The 15,670-nt window shown below is 68.0% G+C and carries 12 protein-coding genes; 8 read left to right on the top strand and 4 right to left on the bottom strand.

All coding sequences use genetic code 11. From position 1 onward, the window contains the following. Positions 1-12: 12 nt before the first annotated feature. From H6844_17755 to H6844_17780, 6 genes are read left to right on the top strand one after another with little or no spacing between them, the layout of a single operon-like run. Positions 13-3,753 carry a nitrate reductase subunit alpha gene (locus tag H6844_17755; GenBank protein MCB9931252.1) on the top strand — a complete coding sequence of 1,247 codons (3,741 nt, stop codon included), beginning with the start codon at positions 13-15 and terminating at the stop codon, positions 3,751-3,753. Next, a complete protein-coding gene (narH, locus tag H6844_17760) occupies positions 3,750-5,276 on the top strand; it encodes a nitrate reductase subunit beta (GenBank protein ID MCB9931253.1) in 1,527 nt (508 codons plus the stop codon). The genes H6844_17755 and narH overlap by 4 nt, the downstream gene beginning before the upstream one ends. Before the next feature lie 2 nt (positions 5,277-5,278). Continuing rightward, positions 5,279-5,992 (top strand): nitrate reductase molybdenum cofactor assembly chaperone, encoded by a 714-nt coding sequence (gene narJ, locus H6844_17765; protein MCB9931254.1) that lies wholly within the window; start codon positions 5,279-5,281, stop codon positions 5,990-5,992. A gap of 11 nt (positions 5,993-6,003) precedes the next feature. Then, positions 6,004-6,705, top strand: a complete 702-nt coding sequence (gene narI, locus H6844_17770) for a respiratory nitrate reductase subunit gamma (protein ID MCB9931255.1) — start codon at positions 6,004-6,006, stop codon at positions 6,703-6,705. Positions 6,706-6,710: 5 nt separating this feature from the next. Continuing rightward, a complete protein-coding gene (locus H6844_17775) occupies positions 6,711-7,526 on the top strand; it encodes a peptidylprolyl isomerase (GenBank protein ID MCB9931256.1) in 816 nt (271 codons plus the stop codon). A gap of 51 nt (positions 7,527-7,577) precedes the next feature. Next, positions 7,578-8,096: a DUF2478 domain-containing protein gene (locus H6844_17780; protein MCB9931257.1), complete on the top strand. Its 519-nt coding sequence runs from the start codon at positions 7,578-7,580 to the stop codon at positions 8,094-8,096. Between the two features lie 168 nt (positions 8,097-8,264). Here H6844_17780 and chrA read toward each other — a convergent pair whose 3' ends face one another. The 3 genes from chrA to H6844_17795 all read right to left on the bottom strand — a co-directional run bounded on the left by chrA (position 8,265) and on the right by H6844_17795 (position 11,858). After that, a complete protein-coding gene (gene chrA, locus H6844_17785) occupies positions 8,265-9,422 on the bottom strand; it encodes a chromate efflux transporter (protein ID MCB9931258.1) in 1,158 nt (385 codons plus the stop codon). Positions 9,423-9,527: 105 nt separating this feature from the next. After that, positions 9,528-11,102 carry a long-chain-fatty-acid--CoA ligase gene (locus H6844_17790; GenBank protein MCB9931259.1) on the bottom strand — a complete coding sequence of 525 codons (1,575 nt, stop codon included), beginning with the start codon at positions 11,100-11,102 and terminating at the stop codon, positions 9,528-9,530. A 93-nt stretch (positions 11,103-11,195) separates the two neighbouring features. Further along, positions 11,196-11,858, bottom strand: coding sequence for an HAD-IA family hydrolase (locus H6844_17795; protein ID MCB9931260.1), 663 nt, complete (start codon positions 11,856-11,858; stop codon positions 11,196-11,198). A gap of 224 nt (positions 11,859-12,082) precedes the next feature. Here H6844_17795 and glmU point away from each other — a divergent pair, with 224 nt between their 5' ends. Next, positions 12,083-13,441, top strand: coding sequence for a bifunctional UDP-N-acetylglucosamine diphosphorylase/glucosamine-1-phosphate N-acetyltransferase GlmU (gene glmU, locus H6844_17800; GenBank protein ID MCB9931261.1), 1,359 nt, complete (start codon positions 12,083-12,085; stop codon positions 13,439-13,441). A gap of 63 nt (positions 13,442-13,504) precedes the next feature. After that, a complete protein-coding gene (gene glmS / locus H6844_17805) occupies positions 13,505-15,328 on the top strand; it encodes a glutamine--fructose-6-phosphate transaminase (isomerizing) (protein MCB9931262.1) in 1,824 nt (607 codons plus the stop codon). A gap of 52 nt (positions 15,329-15,380) precedes the next feature. Here glmS and H6844_17810 read toward each other — a convergent pair whose 3' ends face one another. Beyond that, on the bottom strand, positions 15,381-15,560 hold the full coding sequence (locus tag H6844_17810) for a hypothetical protein (GenBank protein MCB9931263.1): 180 nt from the start codon (positions 15,558-15,560) through the stop codon (positions 15,381-15,383). Between the last annotated feature and the right edge of the window lie 110 nt (positions 15,561-15,670).

The following is a 15,670-nucleotide window of genomic DNA, read 5'->3' on the forward strand; positions in this document are numbered from 1 at the left end:
AGGACCGATCGTATGAGTCATCTGCTCGACCGATTGAACTTCCTGAAATCCCGCGAACTCGACCGGTTTTCGGACGGCTACGGCCAGACCACCCGCGAGAGCCGGGCGTGGGAGGACACCTATCGCAACCGCTGGCGGCACGACAAAACCGTCCGCTCCACCCACGGCGTCAACTGCACCGGCTCGTGCTCGTGGCGGATCTATGTCAAGTCCGGCATCGTCACCTGGGAGACCCAGGCGACCGACTATCCGCGCACGCGGCCGGGCCTGCCGAACCACGAGCCGCGCGGTTGCGCCCGCGGTGCCAGCTATAGCTGGTATCTCTACAGCGCCAACCGGGTGAAGAACCCGCTGGTGCGCGGGCGGCTGTTGAAGGTCTGGCGCAAGCTGCGCCAGACGCTGAGCCCGATCCAGGCCTGGACCCAGATCCAGAACGACCCGATCCTGCGCGCCTCCTATGTGGAGACGCGCGGCAAGGGCGGGTTCGTGCGCGCGTCCTGGGACGAGGCGACGGAGATCACGGCGGCCGCCAACGCCTACACTGCCAAGACCCATGGCCCCGACCGGATTTTCGGCTTCAGCCCGATCCCGGCCATGTCGATGATCAGCTATGCCGCGGGCTCGCGCTATCTGAGCCTGATCGGCGGCGTCTGCATGTCGTTCTACGACTGGTATTGCGACCTGCCGCCGGCCTCGCCCATGGTCTGGGGCGAGCAGACGGACGTGCCGGAATCGGCCGACTGGTACAATGCCGGCTATCTGATCCTCTGGGGCTCGAACGTGCCGCAGACGCGCACCCCGGATGCGCACTTCTACACCGAAGCGCGTTATCGCGGCGCCAAGTCGGCGGTGATCTGCCCGGATTATTCCGAGGCGGCGAAGTTCGGCGATGTCTGGCTGAACGTGAAGCAGGGCACCGACGCGGCCCTGGCCCAGGCGTTCGGCCATGTCATCCTGCGGGAGTTCCACCTGAACCGGCAGGTGCCCTATTTCCAGGATTATTGCCGGCAATATTCCGACTTCCCGATGCTGGTGCGCCTGGACGAGCGCGACGGCCGGCTGGTGCCGGGCCGTTTCCTGCGCGCGGCCGACCTGGACGGCGGCCTGGGCGAGGCCAACAATCCGGACTGGAAAACGGTGGCGGTGGACGAGACCACCGGCGGGCTGGTGGCGCCGAACGGCAGCATCGGCCATCGCTGGGGCGAGGCCGGTCGCTGGAACCTGGAGGAGCGCTCCGGCGATGCCGCGACGCGCCTGAAGCTGACCCTGGTCGGCGAGGGCGACCATGACACGGTGGCCGGCGTCGACTTCCCGTATTTCGGCGGCCAGGCGTCCGACCCGTTCTCGACCGGAGACACCCGTCCCGACGTGCTGACCCGCAACGTGCCGGTCAAGCGCGTCGCCACGGCGGCGGGCGAGGTGGCGGTCGCCACCGTGTTCGACCTCTATTGCGCCAATTACGGCCTGGACCGCGGGCTGGGCGGCGACTGGGTCGCGTCGGACTACAATGCCGACGTCCCCGGCACCCCCGCCTGGGCCGAGAAGATCACCGGCGTCAAGGCCGACCGCATCATCCACGTGGCGCGCGAGTTCGCCGAGACCGCGGAAAAGACCAACGGCAAGTCCATGGTCATCATCGGCGCGGCGATGAACCACTGGTACCACATGGACATGAACTATCGCGGCGTCATCAACATGTTGGTGATGTGCGGTTGCGTCGGCCAGTCCGGCGGCGGCTGGGCCCACTATGTCGGCCAGGAGAAGCTGCGGCCGCAGACCGGCTGGCTGCCGCTGGCCTTCGCGCTGGACTGGGGCCGGCCGCCACGGCACATGAACTCGACCTCGGCCTGGTATGCCCACACCGACCAGTGGCGCTACGAGACGGTACAGGCGGCGGAAATCGTCTCGCCGACCGCGCCGGAGGGCGATTGGGACGCCTCGCTGATCGACTTCAACATCCGGGCCGAGCGCATGGGCTGGCTGCCGTCGGCACCGCAGCTCAAGACCAACCCGCTGGAGGTGGCGAAGGCGGCGAAGGCGGCCGGCAAGGACATCGGTGCCCATGTGGCCGAGGAGTTGAAGTCCGGCCGGCTGGAAATGTCGTGCGAGGACCCGGATGCGCCGGAAAACTGGCCGCGCAACCTGTTCGTCTGGCGCTCCAACCTGCTGGGCTCGTCCGGCAAGGGCCACGAATACTTCCTGAAGCACCTGCTCGGCACCGACCACGGCGTGCTCGGCCGCGACCTGGGCGAGGAAGGCCGGCAATTGCCGAAAGAGGCCAAGTGGCACGAGGAAGGCCCGCGCGGCAAGCTGGACCTGCTGGTCTGCATCGACTTCCGCATGAGCACGACGGCGGTCTATTCCGACATCGTGCTGCCGACGGCCAGCTGGTACGAGAAAAACGACCTCAACACCTCGGACATGCACCCGTTCATCCACCCGCTGCAGGCGGCGGTGGACCCGGCCTATGAATCCAAGTCCGACTGGGAGATTTTCAAGGCCATCGCCAAAAAGTTCCAGGCGGTGGCGCCGGAAATCCTGGGCCAGGAAACCGACATCGTCGCCCTGCCCATCCTGCACGACACCCCGGCGGAGATCGCGCAGGACCAGGTCAAGGACTGGAAGAAGGGCGAGTGCGATCTGGTGCCGGGCAAGACCGCGCCGAATTACGTCGCCGTCGAGCGCGACTACACCGCCATTTACGACCGGTTCGTGGCCCTCGGCCCGCTGATGGACCGGATCGGCAATGGCGGCAAGGGCATTTCCTGGAAGACCGAGCACGAGGTGGAGTCGCTGCGCGCGCTGAACGGCGTCTGGGCGGACGGCCCGGCCAAGGGCTGCGCCAAGATCGTCACCGACATCGACGCAACCGAAGTCGTGCTGATGCTGGCGCCGGAAACCAATGGCGAGGTGGCGGTCAAGGCGTGGGAGGCGCTCGGCAAGACGACCGGGCGCGACCACACCCATCTGGCCATGCCGAAGGAAGACGAGAAAATCCGCTTCCGCGACATCGCCGCCCAGCCGCGCAAGATCATCTCGTCGCCGACCTGGTCCGGCCTGGAAAGCGAGCATGTCTGCTACAATGCCGGCTATACCAACGTGCACGAGTTGATCCCCTGGCGCACGCTGACCGGACGGCAGCAGCTCTATCAGGATCATCTGTGGATGCTGGCCTTCGGCGAGGGCTTCATGACCTATCGCCCGCCGGTCGACCTGAAGAGCGTCACCGACCAGGTCAACGACAGCGCCCGCGACGGCCGCGCGCACGTGGTGCTGAACTTCATCACGCCGCACCAGAAATGGGGCATTCACTCCACCTACACCGACAACCTGCTGATGCTGACGCTGAACCGCGGCGGGCCGGTGATCTGGATCAGCGAGACCGACGCGCGCACCGCCGGCATCGCCGACAATGACTGGGTGGAGCTGTACAACAGCAACGGCGCTTTGACCGCCCGGGCGGTGGTGTCGCAGCGGATCAAGGAAGGCACCACCTTCATGTATCACGCCCAGGAGAAGATCGTGAACACGCCCGGTTCCGAGCGCACGGGCAAGCGCGGCGGCATCCACAATTCGGTGACCCGCGCCGTGCTGAAGCCGACGCACATGATCGGCGGCTACGCCCAGCAGTCCTACGGCTTCAACTATTACGGCACGGTCGGCTCGAACCGGGACGAGTTCGTGATCGTGCGCAAGATGGACAAGGTCGACTGGCTCGACCGCCCCGCCGCCCAGAAGGAGGCCGCGCAATGAGGGTTCGTGCGCAAATCGGCATGGTGCTGAACCTCGACAAATGCATCGGCTGCCACACCTGTTCCGTCACCTGCAAGAATGTCTGGACCAGCCGCGAGGGCGTCGAATACGCGTGGTTCAACAATGTCGAGACCAAGCCCGGCACCGGCTATCCCACCGACTGGGAGAACCAGGACCGCTGGAAAGGCGGCTGGCGGCGCACCCGCTCCGGCAGCTTGCAGCCGATGCAGGGGGCGAAGTGGCGCATCCTCGCCAACATCTTCGCCAACCCGTCGCTGCCGGAAATCGACGACTATTACGAGCCGTTCGACTTCGACTACGACCATCTGAAATCGGCCCCGGAAATGGAGGCCTTCCCGACCGCCCGCCCGCGCTCGCGCATCACCGGCGAGCGCATGGACAAGATCGTCAAGGGCCCGAACTGGGAGGAAATCCTGGGCGGCGAGTTCTCCAAACGCTCGCAGGATTACAATTTCGCCGGCATCGAAAAGCAGATTTACGGCGAATACGAAAACACCTTCATGATGTACCTGCCGCGGCTCTGCGAGCACTGCCTGAACCCGGCCTGTGCCGCCAGTTGCCCGAGCGGCGCGATCTACAAGCGCGAGGAAGACGGCATCGTCCTGATCGACCAGGAGAAATGCCGCGGCTGGCGCATGTGCGTTTCCGGCTGCCCCTACAAGAAGGTCTATTACAACTGGTCGACCGGCAAGTCGGAGAAGTGCACGCTCTGCTATCCGCGCATCGAGTCCGGCAACCCCACGGTCTGCTCGGAAACCTGCGTCGGTCGCATCCGCTATATCGGCGTCATCCTCTATGACGCCGACCGGATCGAGGAAGCGGCCAGCGCCGAGCGCACCACCGACCTCTATGAGGCGCAGCTGTCGATCTTCCTCGACCCGAACGACCCGGAGGTGATCCGGGCCGCGCGCCGCGACGGCATCCCGGAGGACTGGATCGGCGCGGCGCAGAACAGCCCGATCTGGAAGCTGGCCATGGACTGGAAGGTGGCCTTCCCGCTGCATCCGGAATACCGCACCCTGCCCATGGTCTGGTATGTGCCGCCGCTCTCGCCGATCCAGAACGCGGCGGAGGCGGGGGCGATCAGCACCAATGACGGGCTGCCGGACGTGCGCAATCTGCGCATCCCGGTGCGCTATCTCGCCAACATGCTGACCGCCGGCGAGGAGGCGCCCATCGTCCACGCGCTGGAGCGCATGCTGGCCATGCGCGGCTATATGCGGGCCAAGACCGTGGACGGCGTCATCGACGAGGGCATTGCCGAGCGCGTCGGCCTCTCGGGCGCGGTGATCGAGGACATGTACAAGATCATGGCGCTGGCCGACTACGAGGACCGGTTCGTGATCCCGACCACCCACCGCGAACAGGTGGAAGCGGCCTACGACCTGCGCGGCGGCTGCGGCTTCACCGATACCAATGGCTGTTCGGACGGCCTCAGCGACTTCTCGCTGTTCGGTGGCCGCAAGCGGCCGTTACAGATGCCGAAGGAGACGGTGGAATGAGCATGACCGTGCAAGACCGCACCCTGAAGGCGCTGTCGCTCGCCCTCAGCTATCCGAGCCGGGAATGGCAGCAGGCCATGCCGGAGATCGCGGCGGTGGTCGCCGCCGACCGGCGCCTGCGCCCCGGCGTCCGCGCCGGGCTCGCCCGCCTGTTCGACGAGCTGGCGACCCGGGATCTCTATGACCTGGAAGAGCGGTTCGTGCTGCTGTTCGACCGCTCGCGCACCCTGTCGCTGAACCTGTTCGAGCACGTGCACGGCGAAAGCCGCGAGCGCGGCGGCGCCATGGTCTCGCTGCTGGAGACCTATCGCGACGCCGGCTTCGAGCCGACCACCAGCGAACTGCCGGACCATCTGCCGGTGCTGCTGGAATTCCTGGCGACCCGCTCGCCGGCGGAGGCGCAGGTGGTGTTGCAGGATGCGGGGCCGATCCTGGCGGCGCTCGACCAGCGGCTGACGCGGCGGCAGAGCCCCTATGCCGCGGTGTTCGCCGCGCTGACCGGCCTGGCCTCGGCCCGGCCGGACGCGGCGGCGGTGGCCGAGCTGATGCAGCAGCCGGAGGACGATCCCAGCGATCTCGACGCCCTGGACGCGGTCTGGGAGGAAGCGGAGGTGCGCTTCAGCCCCGACCCGAATGCCGGTTGTCCGCAGGTGCGCGACATGCTCGCCCGGATGGACCTGCCCCCAGCGCCCGCCCGCGGCGTGGCCGCGGAATAACGGAGGCTTCGATGCACAATTTCGTTTTCGGAATCTACCCCTATATCGCCCTCTCAGTGCTGGCGATCGGCTCGATCGCCCGCTACGAGCGCGACCCTTTCAGCTGGAAAAGCTCGTCGAGCCAGTTGCTGCGGCGCCGGCAGTTCGTGATCGGCTCGGTGCTGTTCCATGTCGGTGTGCTGGTGATCTTTTTCGGCCATCTGGTCGGCCTGCTGACGCCGATCTGGGTGTTCGACACGCTGGGCATCAGCCACGGCGCCAAGCAGTTGCTGGCCATCCTTCTGGGCGGCGTCGCCGGCGTGATGGCGTTGACGGGCGGCGGCCTGCTGTTCCACCGGCGCTGGACCGACCCGCGCATCCGCAAGACCTCCAGCCTGGCCGACATCGGCATTCTGGGGCTGCTGCTGGTGCAACTCGTGCTGGGGCTCTGCACCATCATCGTCTCACTGCAACACCTGGACGGGCACGAGATGACCAAGTTCATGGCCTGGGCCCAGGGCATTTTCACCTTCGATTCCGGCGCGGCCGGGTATATCGCCGACGTCTCGTGGATCTTCAAGCTGCACCTGTTCGTCGGCCTGACCATCCTGCTCGTGTTCCCGTTCACCCGGCTGGTGCACATGCTGTCGGCGCCGGTGCGCTATCTGATCCGGCCCGGCTATCAGATCGTCCGTTCGCGCCGGTCCGGGCCGGTGCGGGCGCCGGCGGAGTAGGGCGGATGGCGACGGCCCTGTTCCCCGACCTGGTGGTCAATGGCGAGCGCGTGCCCCGCGCCGCCATCGCCGCCGAAGCCCAGAACCACCCGGCGCCCGCAGGCAAGCCCGGCCTTGCCTGGCGCCGGGCGGCCGAGGCACTGGCGGTGCGCACGCTGCTGTTGCAGGAGGCGCGCCGGCTGGGCCTGACCGCGGACCCGGAAGAGGTCGCGCCCGGCCGCTTCGAAACCGACGAGGAGGCGCTGATCCGCGCCGTGCTGGAACAGGCGGTGGCGGTCGATCCGCCGGACGCGGCCACCGTGCACCGCGAATGGCAGCGCGACCCGGAGCGCTTCCGTTCGCCGCCGCTCTGGGAGGTGTCGCACATTCTCTGCGCCGCCGCGCCGGACGATGCGGCGGCGCGGGAAGCGGCACAGGAGCGGGCGGAAGGCTTGCTGGGCCATGTGCTGGCCTCGCCCCAGACCTTCGCCGCGCTCGCCGCCGAGCAGAGCGATTGCGGGTCGCGCGCGAATGGCGGCCGGCTCGGCCAGCTTCGCCCCGGCGACACGGTGCCGGCCTTCGAAGCCGCGCTGCGGGCGTTGCGGCCGGGCGAGGTGACGCTGGAGCCGGTGGAAACCGACTACGGCTTCCACGTCATTCGCCTCGACGCCGCCGCGGGTGGCGAGGTGCTGCCGTTCGCGGCGGTCGAACGCACCCTGGCCGAGGCCTTGGAAAAGGCCGCCTGGACCCGGGCGGCCCGGGGTTTCGCCGCGGATCTGGTGGCAGCGGCGGAGATTTCCGGCGCGCGCTTCGATCCGGTGGCGATGCCCGATCCGTCGTAACCCGTCGCTACCGGTTCCGCTGTTTTCCTCTTGCCCCTTTCGGATCGTCTCATGGAAATTCTCGCGTATGTGATCGGCCGCGAGCGCGGCCATATCGACCCCCTGCTGATCGCGGTTGCCGACCGCCTGCTGGCGCGGGGCGTCCGCGTCTGCGGCACGGTGCAGACCAACACCGACAACCCGAACGGCGGCCATTGCGATATGGACGTGCGGGTGCTGCCGGACGGCCCGGAAATCCGCATCTCCGAGGAGCGCGGCGCGCTCGCGCGCGGCTGCCGCCTGGACGCCGGCGCGCTGGAAGGGGCGGTGGGGCTGGTCGAGGCGGAACTGGACGCCGGCGCCGACTGCCTGATCGTCAACAAGTTCGGCAAGCACGAGGCCGAGGGCCATGGCTTCCGCGACCTGATCGCCAAGGCCCTGGCCCTGGGCGTGCCCGTCCTGGTCTCCGTCAACAAGCGCAATGAGGAGGCGTTCCTGGCCTTCGCCGACGGCCTGGCGACGCCGCTCTCCCCGGATGCCACCGCCATGGAGGCCTGGCTTTCCCGCCAGATGGCCGCCGCGGCGGCGTGATCGCAACGGCACCCGCATTGCGCGCTCCCTGATCGCATCGCCGTACCCCGGACGGTGCGGAGCGCCGATCCGGGGCCGGTAGCGGCGCGCGAACACCGCCCGCCTGGGTGTTCGACGAAAGACACCGGTCCCGGCTCTCGCCTCCGGCTCGGCCGGGAAACAGGGGCGCTACAGCGTCGCCAACGCCAGGCCATAGGCGAGGCCGGCCAGGGCGACGGTCCAGGGCGGCCAGCGCAGCACCTGGAGCATGGCCCAGCCGACGGCGACCGCCGCCACGTCGGCGGTTCCGTGCACCGCGGTGGTCCAAAGCGGGTCGTAGAGCGCCGCCCCCAGAATGCCCACCACCGCCGCATTCACACCGCCGAGCGCGCGCCGCAGGCCCGGCTTGTGCGACAACTGCGTCCAGAGCGGCAGCGCGCCGGCCATCAGCAGCAGGCCGGGCGCGAAGATCGCCACCAGCGCGATGACCCCGCCCGCAATGCCGTGGCTCGCCGCGCCCAGATAGGCGGCGAAGGTGAACAGCGGTCCGGGAATGGCCTGGGCGATGCCATAGCCGGCGAGGAAGGTTTCCGTCGGCAGCCCGCCCTGGCCGACCGTGGCGCTCTCCAGGAAGGGCAGCACCACATGCCCGCCGCCGAACACCAGGCTGCCGGCGCGGTAGAAGGGTTCGGCGATGGCGGCGACCGGCAGGGCGCGGGCGAAGGGCAGCACAAGCAGCAGGGCGATGGCGCAGCCGATCAGCAGGAATGGCCATGACCCGACCCGCTTCGGCGCCGGCGCGGCGGACGGCCCGGCGGCGGCGGGAGTCGCGGCGAAAAACGCGGCGAGGCCGGCCAGGACCAGGGCCGCCAGCTGGCCGGCGACGCCCTCCATCAGCAGGCTCAGCACCAGCGCGCCCACCCCCAGCAGGCGGTGGACCCGGTCGCGGCAGAGCGTTTCGGCCATGCCGAGCACCGCGTGCAGCACGACGGCCACCGCCACCAGTTTCAGCCCCTGGACCACGCCCGGCAGCAATGCCGCCGGCAGGGCGTCGAGGCCGAAGGCGGCGGCCAGCATGATCAGGGCCGATGGCAGGGTGAAGCCGGCCCAGGCGGCGGCCCCGCCGGCGGCCCCTGCCCGCTCCAGGCCGATGGCAAAGCCGACCTGGCTCGACGCCGGCCCCGGCAGGAACTGGCCCAGCGCCACCAGTTCGGCATAGCGCGCCTCCGATAGCCAGCCGAGCCGCTGCACGAAGGCGGTGCGGAAATAGCCCAGATGCGCCGACGGTCCGCCGAACGACGTGCAACCGAGCTTCAGAAAGGTCCAGAAGACGTCAGCGGCGCCCATGCCGTTCGGTTCCCTGTCATGCGGTGCTGGCGGTTCGGCACTCCCCGCCTGCGTAACGACCGCCGGTGACAGGCCGGTGACAGGCCGGTGAAACGGGCGCGCCGCTCAGTTCACCTGTTTGGTATGGCCTTCCCAATAGGGTTGGCGCAACGCGGTTTTCAGGATTTTGCCCGCACCGGAGAGCGGCAGCGGCTCGGTGATGAAATCGACGCCGCGCGGGCATTTGAAGCCGGCGATCTGGGCGTGGCAGTGGGCGATGATCTCGTCGGCGGTGGCACTCATGCCCTCTTTCAGGCGGACGATGGCGTGCACGCGCTCGCCCCATTTGTCGTCCGGCACGCCGATGACGGCGCATTCGGCCACGGCCGGGAACATCTGCACCGCGCTCTCCACCTCCGCCGAATAGATGTTCTCGCCGCCGGAGATGATCATGTCCTTCACCCGGTCGACCACATAGATATAGCCGGCCTCGTCCATATAGCCGCCGTCGCCGGAATGCATCCAGCCGCCACGCAGCGCCTCGGCGGTCAACTCCGGCTGGCGCCAGTAGCCCTGCATGACATTGGGGCCGCGCACGCAGATCTCGCCCACTTCGCCGCGCGGCACTTCCACGTCGTCCGCGTCGCGAATCTGCACCTCCACCCCCGGCGCCGAGCGACCGACCGAGCGGAACTTGTAGGCGAGCGGCCCCTCGAACACGTGGCTTTCCGGGCCATTGGTGGAGGTCAGCGGCGCACACTCGGTCTGGCCGTAGGCGTGATAGAACTGCGCGTTGGGGATCGCCGCCATCGCCTTCAGGATCACCGCCTCCGGCATGGGCGAGGCGCCGTAGGCCAGCCGTTGCAGGCTGGACAGGTCGTATTTCGCCACATCCGGATGGTTCACGGTCATGTTCACCATGGTCGGCACCAGCAGCGTGTCGGTGATCTGCCAGCGCTGGATCGCGTCCATGGTCGCCTCGGGCGTGAACATCGGGATGAAATAGTGGGAATTGCCCATCTGGGTCTGGCCGAACACCGCGACGCAGTCGGCGATGTGGAACATGGGCGGCGCGTGCAGATAGCGCGAGCCCGGCTTGTAGTCGAACACCGACATCACGTTGAAATTGTTGCAGACCAGGTTGCGGTGCGACAGCATCACGCCCTTGGACCGGCCGGTGGTGCCGCCGGTGTAGAACAGGCCGGCCAGGTCCTCATAGGCGCATTCGGCATCGGGCGCCGGATCGGCGGCGGCCAGGATCGCCTCATAGCCGTGCATGCCGGCGGGCGGCACGTCGTCGCCCAGATAGACCACCTGCTCCACATGGGGCAGCTTGCCGTCGAGGGCCTGGAGCACCGGCGCGAACTGGGCGTCGATGAACAGGATTTTCGCCTCGGAATCGTTCAGCCAGTGCTGCACCTCGGGCGGCGCCAGGCGGATGTTGATCGGCACGAACACGCCGCCGGCCCAGGCGGTGGCGAAGAAGAACTCGTAATAGCGGTCGCTGTTCAGCGCCAGGATGGCGGCGCGGTCGCCGGCGCCCAGGCCCAGCCCTTGCATGGCCCCCGCCAGTTTCGCCACCCGCTCGACGGTTTCGGCCCAGGTTCGGCGCCGTTCCCCGCCGTCCGGCGCCATGATGCAGGTCGACGTGCCGTCGCGGTCGATCTGGGCCGAACGCTTCAGCCCCTGGGTCAGATACATGGCGAAACTCCCTTGCCTCGCGCCTCAAGACGCTTTTGCCGCTATCGTGCAAGCAGCGCCGGCCCGAGTAAAGGACGATTGCCGTGCCCGCGCCTACGGCAGCCGCGCGATGGCCTCGGACAACTGGTCGAAGCGGTCGACCGTCGCATCGGCATCCGCCAGGGCTTCCGGCGTGCCATAGCCATAGGTCACCAGGATAACGCCGAGCCCGGCGGCCCGGCCGGCGCGCAGGTCGTTGGCGCTGTCGCCGATCATCACCGCCCGCGCCGGCTGGCCCAGCGCCGCGCAGACGGCGCGGACATGGGCCGGGTCGGGCTTCGGCGCCGGCGCGGTGTCCTGGCCGATAACGGCCTCGAAAAACGGGGTCAGGCCCGCCTCGTGCAGCACCTGGTCGGTGGCGACCTGGGCCTTGTTGGTGCACACCCCCAGGCGGATGCCCCGGCGCGCGAAACCGGCAAGCGTCTGCGGCACGCCCGGATAGACCCGGGCCAGATGCTCGCGGTTCGGGTCGGTGTAGAAGGCCAGGAAGCGGCGCGTCAGGCCGGGGTGATCCGCGGGATCGACCTGGGCGCCGGTGGCCGCGAAGCCGCGGCGGACCAGGGCGCCGACACCGTCGCCGATCATGCGGCGCACCGACTCAACCGAAAGCTGTCGACGCTTGTGTTCTGCCAGCAAAAGGTTAAGTGTTAACGTCAGGTCGGCGGCACTGTCGATCAGCGTGCCGTCCAGGTCGAAGACGATGGCGTCGGGATGCATCGGGATTGCAACTTTCCGCAACAAAACTTGAGTGTTCAGAGCTTAAAGCAGATGGCACAAAGCAACACCAGCCGTGACGGCACGCCCGCGTCTATTGCGCATCCGGGCGCAATGCGGGCGCGTTTCACGGTGCTCTGTGATCCCGATCACCAATCTGCAACCGACATTATGCCAAGATAATCCAGTAGAGCAGGTGTGTCTGACAGGCGGTTCCGGTGACTGACATGACGAACAACACGATCGGCGCAATCGTTCTGGCCGCGGGCAAGGGCACGCGCATGAAGTCCGATTTGCCCAAGGTTCTGCACAAGCTGGCCGGCAAGGCGATGGTGCGGCACGTGACCGATACGGTCGGCGCGCTGTCGCCCGCGCGGATCTGCGTGGTGGTCGCGCCGGGAATGGACGCCGTCGCCGACGCGGTCGCACCGCACCGCACCGCAATCCAGGCGGAGGCACTCGGCACCGGCCATGCGGCGCTCGCCGCCGCAGCCGAGATGGCCGACTTCGCCGGCGACGTGTTCATCCTGTTCGGCGACACGCCGCTGATCACCGCCGACACCCTCCGGGCCATGCTGGCGGCGCGCCGGTCGGATGCCGCGCCGGCGGTCGTCGTGCTGGGCATGCGCGTCGCCGCCGCCAACGCCTATGGCCGCCTGATCCAGGCGGCGGACGGCACCCTGGAACGCATTGTCGAGTTCAAGGACGCGACCGAGGCCGAGAAGGCCGCGCCGCTCTGCAATTCCGGCGTGATGCTGGTGGAGGGCGCCCGCCTGTTTGGCTGGCTGCGCCGCATCGGCAACGACAACAAGAAGGGCGAATACTATCTGACCGACCTGGTCGCGCTCGCCCGCGCCGACGGCGCCGGTTGCGCCGTGGTCGAGGGTGCGGAGGCCGAGTTGCTGGGCGTCAACTCCCGCGTCGAACTGGCGATGGCCGAGGCGGTGCTGCAAACCCGCCTGCGCGAGGCGGCCATGCTGGCCGGCGTGACCATGCCCATGCCGGAGACGGTCTATCTCTCGGCCGACACCCGGTTCGGCCAGGATGTCTATGTCGGGCCGCACACGGTGTTTATGCCCGGCGTCAGTGTCGGCAACGGCGTGGAGATCAAGGGCTTCTGCCATTTCGAGGGCGCCCGCATCGCCGACCACGCCATTCTCGGCCCCTATGCCCGCCTGCGGCCGGGCGCGGAAATCGGCGAGGGCGCGCATCTCGGCAATTTCGTCGAAATCAAGAAGGCGACGGTGGAAGCCGGGGCCAAGGTCAACCACCTCGCCTATATCGGCGATGCGCGGGTGGGTGCACGCGCCAATATCGGCGCCGGCACCATCACCTGCAATTACGACGGTTTCGACAAGCATTTCACCGATATCGGCGCCGACGCCTTCGTCGGCACCAACAATGCGCTGGTCGCGCCCGTGACCATCGGCGACGGCGCCATCACCGCCGCCGGCAGCGTCATCAGCCAGAATGTGCCGGGCGATGCGCTCGCCATCGAACGCGCCCGGCAGGAGACCAAGCCCGGCTGGGCCGCCAAATTCCGCGACCGCAAGCGTCGCCGCCGCCAGGAGCGCGCCGCGGACTGACCCGCGGTCCCGCTCCCACCTCTGTCGTTCTTTCGTTTTCTCCCGTTCGGAGTTCTCTCGTCTATGTGCGGAATCATTGGCATCGTCGGCCAGCGCCCGGTCGCCCATCACCTGGTGGATGCGTTGAAGCGGCTGGAATACCGCGGGTATGATTCCGCCGGCATCGCCACCCTGGTCGACGGCCATATCGACCGGCGCCGGGCGGAGGGGAAGCTGGCCAATCTGGAATCCCTGGTCGAGCACCAACCCATCGGCGGCATTGTCGGCATCGGCCACACCCGCTGGGCCACCCATGGCGCGCCGACCGAGGCGAACGCCCACCCGCACGCGACCGGCCGGGTCGCCGTGGTTCACAACGGCATCATCGAGAATTTCCAGACCCTGCGCGGCGAACTGGAGGCCCAGGGCCACACCTTCAACACCGAGACCGATACCGAGGTCGTCGCCCACCTGCTGACCCAGGAACTCAACGCCGGCGCCGAGCCGGTGGAGGCGGTGCGCCGCATGCTGAGGCGGGTCGAGGGCGCGTTCGCGCTCGCCATGATCTTCACCGGCGAGCATGACCTGATGATCGGCGCCCGCCGCGGCAGCCCGCTGGCCGTGGGCTATGGCGACGGCGAGATGTATCTGGGCTCGGACGCGCTGGCGCTGGCGCCGCTCACCCGCCGGCTCAGCTATCTGGACGAAGGCGACTGGGTGGTGATCCGCGGTGCGGAGGCGCAGATCTACGACGCCGCCAACACCCCCGTGCAGCGCGAGATCAAGGAAAGCGCCGTCTCCGGCGCCATGATCGGCAAGGGCAATTACCGCCATTTCATGCTGAAGGAGATCTACGAACAGCCGGCGGTGGTGGGCGACACGCTGCGCGCCCTGTTCAACCCGTCGACCCGGGCGGTGCAGATGCCGCCGCTGCCGGTGGACCTGGGCCGGGTCTCGCGCTTCACCATCAACGCCTGCGGCACGGCCTATTATGCCGGCCTGGTCGGCAAATACTGGCTGGAGCAGGTGGCGCGCGTGCCCTGCGACGTCGATATCGCCAGCGAGTTCCGCTATCGCGAGGCGCCCTTGCCGGAAAACGGCGTCGCCATGTGCATCAGCCAGTCGGGCGAGACCGTGGATACGCTGGAATCGCTGCGCTATGCCAAAAGCCAGGGGCAGACCATCATCTCGGTGGTGAACGTGCCCGAAAGCGCCATCGCGCGGGAGAGCCACGCGACGCTCGCCACGCTGGCCGGGCCGGAGATCGGCGTCGCCTCCACCAAGGCGTTCACCACCCAGTTGACGGTGCTGGCGGCGTTGGCGATCGCCACTGGCGTCGCCCGCGGCAGTATCGACGGTGCGCAGGCGGCGCGGCTGACCTCCGCCCTGCTGGAAGTGCCGGCGCGCATCGCCGAGGTGCTGAACCATGACGGCCGCATCCGCGAGATCGCCCTTTCGGTGGCCGAGGCGCGCGACGTGCTCTATCTCGGCCGCGGCTCGTCCTTCCCGATTGCCATGGAAGGCGCACTGAAACTGAAGGAAATCAGCTATATCCACGCCGAGGGCTATGCCGCCGGCGAGATGAAGCACGGGCCCATCGCGCTGATCGACGACTCGGTGCCGGTGGTGTTCATCGCGCCCGGCGACCCGCTGTTCGAGAAGACCGCCAGCAACCTGCACGAAGTGGTGGCCCGCGGCGGCAAGCCGATCCTGTTCGCCGACCGCAAGGGCATTGCCAAGGTCGGCGCCCATGCGGTGCACGCCATCGAAATGCCGGAGATCGACCCGTTCGTGGCACCGATCCTCTACGCCATCCCGGTGCAGTTGCTGGCCTACCACGCCGCGGTCGCCAAGGGCACCGACGTGGACCAGCCGCGCAACCTGGCCAAAAGCGTGACGGTGGAATAGGGCGGGAGAAGGAGGCCGGCCCCGAAGGCGGCAGAGGTGGTCCCGGCTGGAATCACATTTCAAGTGTGACACCGCGGTTGGCCGCGAACGCCTCGATCGCGGTTTGAAAACCGAGACATTTTCGAGGCGTTGCGTTGAGGCTCCAGATCACGTCGCCGATGTCGTCATCGGTGTAGGCTCGGAGGTTGGCTTTCCGGGGAAGTCCCCAGCGCAACCGGTCGTTGACGTTCACGATCCCGCCCCGTTGCTACGGCCTGTACGGGTCCCAGAAAAAGGCACGCAGGCCGATTTGTTCCGTGAGGTCGCCATGCCTCGCGAACTCGCCGCCATTGTCGTGGGTGA

It is taken from the genome of Alphaproteobacteria bacterium, assembly GCA_020638555.1.
Taxonomy (GTDB): domain Bacteria; phylum Pseudomonadota; class Alphaproteobacteria; order Bin95; family Bin95; genus JACKII01.

Bases quoted from the DNA above. Each gene is read 5' to 3' on its own strand.
- H6844_17755 (MCB9931252.1), top strand. From the start codon at position 13: ATGAGTCATCTGCTCGACCGATTGAACTTCCTGAAATCCCGCGAACTC.
- narH (MCB9931253.1), top strand. From the start codon at position 3,750: ATGAGGGTTCGTGCGCAAATCGGCATGGTGCTGAACCTCGACAAATGC.
- narJ (MCB9931254.1), top strand. From the start codon at position 5,279: ATGACCGTGCAAGACCGCACCCTGAAGGCGCTGTCGCTCGCCCTCAGC.
- narI (MCB9931255.1), top strand. From the start codon at position 6,004: ATGCACAATTTCGTTTTCGGAATCTACCCCTATATCGCCCTCTCAGTG.
- H6844_17775 (MCB9931256.1), top strand. From the start codon at position 6,711: ATGGCGACGGCCCTGTTCCCCGACCTGGTGGTCAATGGCGAGCGCGTG.
- H6844_17780 (MCB9931257.1), top strand. From the start codon at position 7,578: ATGGAAATTCTCGCGTATGTGATCGGCCGCGAGCGCGGCCATATCGAC.
- chrA (MCB9931258.1), bottom strand. From the start codon at position 9,422: ATGGGCGCCGCTGACGTCTTCTGGACCTTTCTGAAGCTCGGTTGCACG.
- H6844_17790 (MCB9931259.1), bottom strand. From the start codon at position 11,102: ATGTATCTGACCCAGGGGCTGAAGCGTTCGGCCCAGATCGACCGCGAC.
- H6844_17795 (MCB9931260.1), bottom strand. From the start codon at position 11,858: ATGCATCCCGACGCCATCGTCTTCGACCTGGACGGCACGCTGATCGAC.
- glmU (MCB9931261.1), top strand. From the start codon at position 12,083: ATGACGAACAACACGATCGGCGCAATCGTTCTGGCCGCGGGCAAGGGC.
- glmS (MCB9931262.1), top strand. From the start codon at position 13,505: ATGTGCGGAATCATTGGCATCGTCGGCCAGCGCCCGGTCGCCCATCAC.